The organism is Streptomyces glaucescens (genome assembly GCF_002154375.1).
Lineage (GTDB): Bacteria > Actinomycetota > Actinomycetes > Streptomycetales > Streptomycetaceae > Streptomyces > Streptomyces glaucescens.
Window position 1 is genome coordinate 1 of record NZ_MUND01000645.1, and the last position, 8,452, is coordinate 8,452.

4 protein-coding genes are annotated in these 8,452 nt (G+C 73.5%); 2 read left to right on the forward strand and 2 right to left on the reverse strand.

Going from position 1 to position 8,452, the window contains the following annotated elements; genetic code table 11:
* A partial coding sequence (locus tag CCN42_RS33935) for a hypothetical protein (protein ID WP_143662112.1) occupies positions 1-214 on the reverse strand: 214 nt, incomplete at its 3' end.
* Between the two features lie 580 nt (positions 215-794).
* Complete coding sequence (locus CCN42_RS33940; RefSeq protein WP_086741276.1) at positions 795-1,400, reverse strand: response regulator transcription factor; 606 nt, start codon at positions 1,398-1,400, stop codon at positions 795-797.
* Positions 1,401-1,883: 483 nt separating this feature from the next.
* Between CCN42_RS33940 and CCN42_RS33945 the strand changes: the two genes are divergently transcribed.
* Both CCN42_RS33945 and CCN42_RS33950 read left to right on the forward strand, forming a co-directional pair.
* Entirely contained in the window at positions 1,884-7,376 is a 5,493-nt protein-coding gene (locus tag CCN42_RS33945; protein ID WP_086741277.1) for a non-ribosomal peptide synthetase, read from the forward strand.
* Positions 7,373-8,452, forward strand: a 1,080-nt coding sequence (locus CCN42_RS33950; protein ID WP_086741278.1) for a saccharopine dehydrogenase NADP-binding domain-containing protein, incomplete at its 3' end; no start/stop codon positions are given. The genes CCN42_RS33945 and CCN42_RS33950, both read left to right, overlap by 4 nt.

Below are 8,452 nucleotides of genomic sequence, written 5' to 3' on the forward strand. Positions count from 1 at the left end.
GGTCATTCGCGTCGAAATAACGCTCCCCGGCCCGCTCCTCGAACGGCAGACCCGCCCCGACCAGCCGGTCCACATCCCCCGGCTCACACCCGAGCATCTCCCGCGCGACCGACTCCGGCTGCGACTTCACCGAATACTCGGCAGGAATGAACTCGATGGAATCCGCTACCTTCTCCCAGGACGTACTACCGGCAGCTTCGGCTTGATACGGCACGACCCATCTCCCCCGGCGGAATAACCACGCCGGCGACCGGCGCATGCCCTCGTTCCAAGTACTTGTGAATAACCACGAATAATCCGCCAGTCCCCCTCTGCCCGGACCCCCAGAAGCGCTCTCGACGTTAGCAGTCGGCGATCACATCAAGACAGGTTCACTCCACATTCGTCCCTGTGTGTTTTTCATGGAGGGACCGGAGAAATTAATGCTTGACAGGCCGGGTGCGGTCTCGCCGGGGGCGGGCCCGCGGCGCCGTCGCCGGCGCCCTGGGCGCGGTCCCGGCGAGGGTCGCCGCGTGCCCCGCGGCGGGGCGGGCCCCGGCCCCGGCGGGGCCGCAACGCCGCATGGACAGGCGCGGAGCGGGGCGGCCGGGGGCACGCGAAGAAGCTCCGCCGGGGAAGCGGGACCTTCTCGAGTCCCCTTCGCCCGACGGAGCTTCGGTGTGCCGGTAGTCTGCTGTCGTGGGTGCGGTCAAGTGACTCACGAGTCAGCTCGGCAGGGCCCGTTCGCCGGACCTACGGGTGCGGGTACCAACCGATCTCCGCCACCGGCGTGGCGGCCGCGGCCGTCCGCCCGCTCAGATCCAGTGCGCGTCCCGGGCGATGCGCAACGCATCGATCCGGTTGCGCGCGCCGAGCTTCGTGACCATGGAGGAAAGGTAGTTGCGTACGGTTCCTTCGGAGAGGCACAGTTGCCCCGCGATCTCCACGACGTTGTCGCCGCGGGAGAGATGTTCCAGTACCGCCAGTTGTCGTGTCGTCAGCGGGCAGTCTCCGTTGGCCACGGCCGCGACCGTCAGCTCGGGGTCGAAGACCCGCTCTCCTTGGTGGACCAAATGAATGGCCTCGAAGAAACGGCGGGGCGAGGCACTGCGCCGGACCATGCCGGCGATGTCTCCGGTGAATGCCCGGCGGACGACCGAGCGGGTGCACGCGGTGGCGAGCAGCAGGGTCCGGCAATGCGGCAGGCTCGCTATCTTCTCGGCGATCTCGATCGTTTCGTTGTCTCGGCCTTCGAAGCTGATGATCGCCACGTCCGGGCGATGTAACTCGGCGAACTCCAGAGCGGCGAGATTGCTGTCCACGGATGCGGCGACCCTGATCTCCTCGCGCTGCTCGAGCAATGCAGTGAGTGCGGATCGGGACAAATGCAGGTCATCAAAGACCAAGACATCGATTCCCACTCGACTCCCCCTTCATCAACTGGGACCGCCAGACCTTATCATACGCGTACGAAAATTCGACCCCCTCGTATCGGATCGCTCGTGATCGTTTATCGGGGACCGCACTGGAGCCGTCCGTCAACCGCCGCCCCGACCACTGAATGCGCAGGTCAGACAGGGTGTGAACGGGCGGGCAGCCGCCGCCGGACGGCATTCGCCGACAGCGGGGGACGCCCGGCCGCGACGGCCTTATAAACAGAATGTCGAATTCCGGATTACCCTGACGGCCCAAGTCGGCAGAGAACTTATCGCGCTCGATCCGGGCTCGCCAGCGGCTGACGCGATGCCCCCTCGGGCCGCCTCCGCCCGCCCTCTGGCGCGGTGCCTGCTTCCGCCGGCACGTTCCATAGAGAGCACGTCCAGAATCTGGCCAGGTTTCGCGTGCGAAGCTGCTTCGCCGCAGGCCTCTTGTGGTCTCCGGGACGAGATGGGGGACGCGGCGATATGCGTGTCGAGGAGTACGTGGCGCAGTTGACCGCCCTGGGTGTCACCCTGTACGAGGAGTCCGGCCGGCTGGGCTACCGGGCCCCCAGGGGCACGCTGACCCCGGAGCGGCTCGCCTGGCTGCGGGAGCACAAGGAACCGGTGCTGGCCCATCTCAGGGAACGGGACATCGGCCCCGCCCTCGTGCCGGACCCCGCGGCGGACCATGAGCCGTTCCCGCTGACCGACGTCCAGTCGGCGTATCTGCTCGGCCGCAGCGCCGCCTTCGACTACGGCGGGGTGGCCTGCCACGGCTACCTCGAGTTCGCGCTGCCCGACGGCGACGCGGACGGCATCGAGGACGCCTGGAACACGCTCATCCGGCGCCACCCCATGCTGCGGGCGGTGATCTCGGCCGAGGGACACCAGCGGGTGCTGCCCGCCGTACCGCGCTACGCGGTACGCCGGCACGACCTCACCGGACTCTCCGCCGCGGACGAGCGGCGGGCCGTCCAGGAGATCCGCGACCGGATGTCGCACCAGGTGCGGCAGACCGATCAATGGCCGCTGTTCGAGGTGCGGACGACCCGCACGGACCGGACGCTGCTGCTGCACCTGGCCATCGACCTGCTGATCTGCGACTACAGCAGCATGCGCGTGCTGCTCGCCGAGCTGCACGCGCTGTGCGAGGGCACCGCTGCCGCGGACGCGCCCGAACTGACCTTCCGGGACTACGTCCTGGCGGCGCGCGGCGCCCGGGACGGGGTGCGCTACCAGCGGGACCGGGACTACTGGTGGGCCCGGATCGACTCCCTGCCGCCCGCCCCCGAACTGCCCCTGCGCACGGACGCGCCGGCCGCGCCGCCCCGCTTCCGGCGCCATGGCACGCGGCTCACCCCGCCCCAGTGGACGGAGCTGAACCGGCGGGCGGCCGCGGCGGGGGTGACCGCCTCGGGCGCGCTGCTCCAGTCGTTCGCGGAGGTGGTGGGACGGTGGAGCGCGAAGCCCGCGTTCACGCTCGGCCTCACCCTCCAGAACCGGCTGCCGCTGCACGAGCAGGTCGACCGTGTCATCGGGGACTTCAGCTCCACCAGCCTGCTCGCGGTCGACCTCGCCGAAGGCGCGACGCTGATGGACCGCACCCGTGCGGTGCAGGCCCGTTTGTGGGACGACATGGATCACCGGCTGTGCTCCGGTGTCGAGGTGCTGCGCGAGATCGCCCGGCGCCGCGGCCGGGCCGAGGCACTGATGCCGGTCACCTTCACCAGCACGGTCAGCGGTTCGGGCCGGGAGGAGGCACGGCCGCTGCTGCCGGGCGGGGAGCTGGTGCACGGCATCTCGCAGACGCCGCAGGTCTGGATCGACTGCCAGGTCATGGAGGACGGCGGCGGACTGCAGGCCCACTGGGACGTGCGCGAGGGGGTGTTCCCCGACGGCGTCGTCGAGGACATGTTCTCCGCCTTCGCCGAGCTGGTGCGCGAGCTGGCAGAAGGGGACGCCGGGTGGGACGCCGCCGACCCCGTGCGGCTGCCGCGGGCCCAGCGGGAGCGGCTGGCCCGGGCCAACGCCACGCGGGCGCCGCGCGCCCTCGGGCCGCTGCACGCCGAAATCGTCGCGCAGGCCCGCCGCACGCCGGGACGCACGGCGGTCATCACCCCCGAACTCACCCTGGACTACGCGGAGTTGCTGCGTCGTGCGGCGGCCGTCTCCACGGCGCTCAGCGACGCCGGGACAACCCCCGGCGAGTGCGTCGCCATCGTCATGGACAAGGGGTGGGAGCAGATCGTCGCCGTGCTCGGCGTGCTGCTGGCGGGCGGCGCGTATCTGCCGGTCGACACCACCCAGCCGGCCCTGCGCCGCGACGCCATGCTCGCGGACGCCGGGGTGCGGACCGTGCTCACCCAGTCGTGGCTGGCCCCCGGCCTGCGGCTGCCGGACGGGACGCGGACCGTCGCCGTCGACGCGACGGCACCGGCCGCGGAGGTGCCCGCGCGGGCGTCGGGCGGCCCCGACGACCTGGCGTACGTCATCTACACCTCCGGCTCCACGGGTGCCCCCAAGGGGGTGATGATCAGTCACGCCGCCGCGCGCAACACGGTCGACGACATCAACTCCCGCTTCGGCGTGGGCGCCGGCGACCGGGTCCTCGGACTCGCCCAGCTGGGCTTCGACCTCTCCGTCTACGACGTCTTCGGCCCCCTCTCGGCCGGCGGTGCCGTGGTCCTGCCGGACCCCGCACGGCGCGGCGACCCCACGCACTGGGCCGATCTGATCGAGCGGTTCGGGGTGACCGTCTGGAACTCGGTGCCCGCCCAGATGCAGATGCTGCACGAGTACCTGAGGACCCAGCCCTCCGTCGCCGCCGGCCGGCTGCGGCTCGCGCTGCTGTCCGGCGACTGGATCCCGGTGACCCTGCCGGACGCGGTCCGGCGGCGCGTCCCGGGACTGCGGGTGGTCGCCCTGGGCGGGGCGACCGAGGCCGCGATCTGGTCGATCCACCACCCCGTCACCACCGTCTCCCCCGGGCAGGGCAGCATCCCGTACGGCAGACCGCTGGCCAACCAGACCGTCCGGGTGCTCGATCCGCTCCTGCGGGACTGCCCCGAGCGGGTGACGGGTGAGCTCTACATCGGCGGGGCCGGCCTGGCGCTCGGCTATCTGGGCGACGCGCAGCGCACCGAGGAGCGCTTCGTCAGGCACCCGCACAGCGGTGAACGGCTGTACCGCACCGGCGATCTGGGCCGCCGTACGCCGGACGGCGAGATCGAGTTCCTGGGCCGCGCCGACGGCCAGGTGAAGCTGAACGGACACCGGGTCGAACCCGCCGAGGTGGAGGCGGCGCTCAGGGATCATCCCGCCGTGCACGCGGCGGCCGCGGTCGTGCGCGGCGAGGGGGCGGCCCGGGCGCTCGTCGGCTTCGCCCAGACGGCGCGCACCGAACGCCCCGCCCTGGACCCCGGTCTGCGGGAGGCGGCGCGGCGACGGGCCGAGTGCGCGGCGGGCTTCGACGAGGCGCGGCAGGGCGCGGACGTACGCGCCCTGCACGCGGCCCTCGAGGAATCGGCCCTGCTGTCGATGCTCCTGCTGTTCCGGGACCGCGGGCTGTTCACCGGCGCGCCGGAGGGGCACACCGCGGAGGAGATCGTCGCGGCGTGCGGCGCGGCCCCGCACCACCGTCATCTCGTACGGCGCTGGCTCGCCGCCCTGACGGCGCACGGCCGGCTGGTGCGGGACCCCGGCACGGGGGTCTACCGCGGTGCGGGGCGGGTGAGCGAGGAGAGCCGCGCGGCCGTGCACGCGAGGATCGACGCCCTCGAGCCGCGCGTCGGCTGGGGAGCGGAGCTGATCCGCTTCCACCGTGACTGCGAGGCGAATCTGGCGGCCCTGCTCGGCGGTGAACTCCCGCTGAAGGACCTGCTGTTCCCCGAAGGAGGGCTGGAGACGGCGGCGGCCGCCTACCGGGACAACCTGATCAGCCGGTACAACAACGCCGCGGTCGTCGAGATCGTCCGCCGCGCGGCCCGCGGCCTGCCCGGGCCGCTGCGCCTGCTGGAGATCGGGGCCGGGGTCGGCGGCACCAGCGCCGCGCTGATCCCGGAACTGCGGGACCTGACCGTCGACTACCGGTTCACCGATGTGTCGCATTTCTTCCTCAACGAGGCGCAGGAGGCGTACGCGGACTGCCCCTGGGTGCGTTTCGGGCTGTTCGACCTCAACGAGGACTACCGGGCCCAGGGGCTGCGGCCCAACTCGGCGGACGTCGTGCTCGCCGCGAACGTGCTGCACAACGCGGTCGACGCCGACGAGGCGCTGCGGCGGCTGGGCGAGCTGGTGGCGCCGGGTGGCTGGCTGGTCTTCGTCGAGGCGACCGGCGACACCTGCCGCGCCATGACCTCCATGGAGTTCAACGACGGGCTCACCGGCTTCACCGACGAACGCGCGGCGGACGGCTCGGTCTTCTTCACCCGGAGCCAGTGGCTGGACCTGCTGGAGCGGGCCGGCGCGGAGACGGCGGTCTGCCTGCCCGAGGAGGGCAGCGCGCTCGCGGAGATCGGCCAGGGGGTCTTCGCCGCCCGGTTCAAGGCCGACCGCGCACCCGTGCGGCCCGCCGAGCTGCGCCGCCACCTGACCGAGCGGCTGCCCGCGTACATGGTCCCGGCGGAACTCCAGGTGGTCGACCGGATCCCGCTCACCGCGAACGGCAAGGTGGACCGCCGGAAGCTGGCCGAGTGGACGGGCACGGTGGCGGCCGAGGAACGCCGGGAGGGCGGTGCGGCACCCGCCGACGACCTGGAGCGCGCGCTGGCGGCCCTGTGGTCCGAGGTGCTGCGGGTGCCGGCCGTCGGCCGGGACGCCGACTTCTTCGCCCTGGGCGGGGATTCGCTGCTGGTCGCCCAGCTGGTCGGCCGGATGCGTGAGCGCGTCCCGCAAGCGGGCGGGATGACCTGGGACGACCTGCTGCGCAGTGTGCTCAACCGGCCGACCGTGGCGACGCTCGCCGCGCGGCTGCGGTCGGCCCGGACGGACGGCGCCACGGAAGGGACCGGTTCGGCGTCGCCGCTGGTCGAGCTGGCCGCGGGACCCGAGGGGGCGGCCGGCGCCGCGCCCGCGCCCCTGGTGCTGGTGCACGACGGCACCGGCACGGTCGCCCCCTACCGGGCCCTGGTCGCGGAACTCGCCCGGCGGCTGCCAGTCGCCGGGCTCGTCGTCGACGACCTCGACTCCTACCTGGGCACCGACCCCACGACCCTGATCGGCCGGCTCGCCGACCGCTACGCCGAGGTGCTGTCGGCCCGCGGACACACCAGGGTGCATCTCGTCGGCTACTGCATGGGCGGGCTGCTGGCCGCCGAGCTGGCCGACCGGATCACCGCGGCCGGCGGCGAGGTGACCCGGCTGTCGATCATCAGCAGCTACCGCGTGCCCTACCTCGTCGAGGACGACCTGCTCGCCGAGTACATCTTCGCGCGCATGATGCGGGCCGACCCCGTCGGACTCGGCTACCCCCGGGACGAGTCGGCGATCCGCGCGCTGGTCGCCGCAGTGACGGAGAAGCACGGCGGCCGGGTGCCGCCGGGCAGCCTGACCGAACCGGCCGCCGCCGCGCTCGGCCCGGCCGCGGCCGGGGCGCTGCGGGCGTTCGAGTCCCTGGCCGCGCGGCCCCAGCAGGAGCGGCTGCGCGCCATCGGCGCCGCCGTGCCCCAGGAGGACGCCCGGCTGGGCTCGCCCGAGCGGCTGGCCCGGATCTACCGTGCCGTCCGGCACAGCCTGGTGGCCGTCGCCTCGCACCGCGCCGCCCCCTACCGGGGGGACGCCACACTGATCCGCCAGCTCGGCGAGGCGGAGATCTTCCCGGGCATGCACCACGACATGGGCGCCTACTGGCAGCGGGTGTGCACCGGCCGGCTCCGGCTCGTCGACGTTCCCGGAGACCACTTCACCTGTGTGCGCCCGCCGCACGCCGCGTCGGTGGCCGCCCTGCTGGCGGACGAGCACCGGGGCGTCCGCGGATGAGCCCGACGCACTCGGCAGGCGCGCGGAGCGCACCCCTGATCGGCATCCTCGGAGGCTACGGAGCGGTCGGTGCGAGCGCCGCACGCGCGCTGGCGGCCGAGGGCCGGTTCCGGCTGCGGATCGGCGGGCGGGATCTCGGCGCCGCACGGGCCCTGGCCGCGGAACTGCCGGTTCCCGCGCAGGCCGTACGGGTCGACGCGGAGGACGACGCGAGCCTGGCCGGCTTCAGCCGCGGCTGCCGTACGGTGCTCAACTGCTCCGGACCCGCCTACCTCCTGCTCGGCCGGGCGCGCACCGCGGCCCTCGCCGCGGGCGCGGACTACGTGGACGTCATGGACGACGGCGGGACCCCCGCCCCGGTGCCGGGGCGGACGGTCGTGCTGTCGGCGGGCCTGGCACCGGGACTGTCCGGGCTGCTGCCCGGACTCCTGGCGCGGGGGCTGAGGCCGGGCGGCCGCTTCTCCGGGTGCCACGCGAGCCTCGGCGTGTTCACCGTCACCGGGGCCGTGGACTACCTGCTGAGCATGGAGCGCGGTTACGGCACGCCCGCGGCGGTGTGGCGGGGCCGTGTGGTGCCCGGGGCACTGAGGGCCGAGGAGGACCACCGGCTGCCCGGGGTGCCGAGACCGCTGGTCGCCTGCCCGTTCCTGACCGGGGAGGTGGTGAGCAGGGCCCGGGCCCTGCGGCTGGCGGAGGCGCGGTGGTACAACGCATTCGACGGAACGGCCGTGCTCGATGTGCTGAACCGGTCCCGGACCGGCCGCCTTTCTGGGCGGGAGCTGCGGGCGCGGGCCGGGCAGCTGGTCCGGGCCAGTGCGCTGGACGCGGCCGGGCGCACCCCGTACCACCTGCTGCGGGGGTGCCTCGAAGGCCAGGGCCCGGACGGCACGCCGGTGCGGCGCACCGTCGTGGTCCGGGGGCCGGACGGATCCGAACTGACCGGTCGGGTCGGGGCGTTCGCCGCCGCGGCGGTCTGTGACGGGCGCCTGCCGCACGGGGTGCACCGGGCGGCGGAGGTGCTTCCCCCGGAGGACGTCCTGCGCCGGCTGCGCGGCGGCCGTCACCCCGGCCCGGCC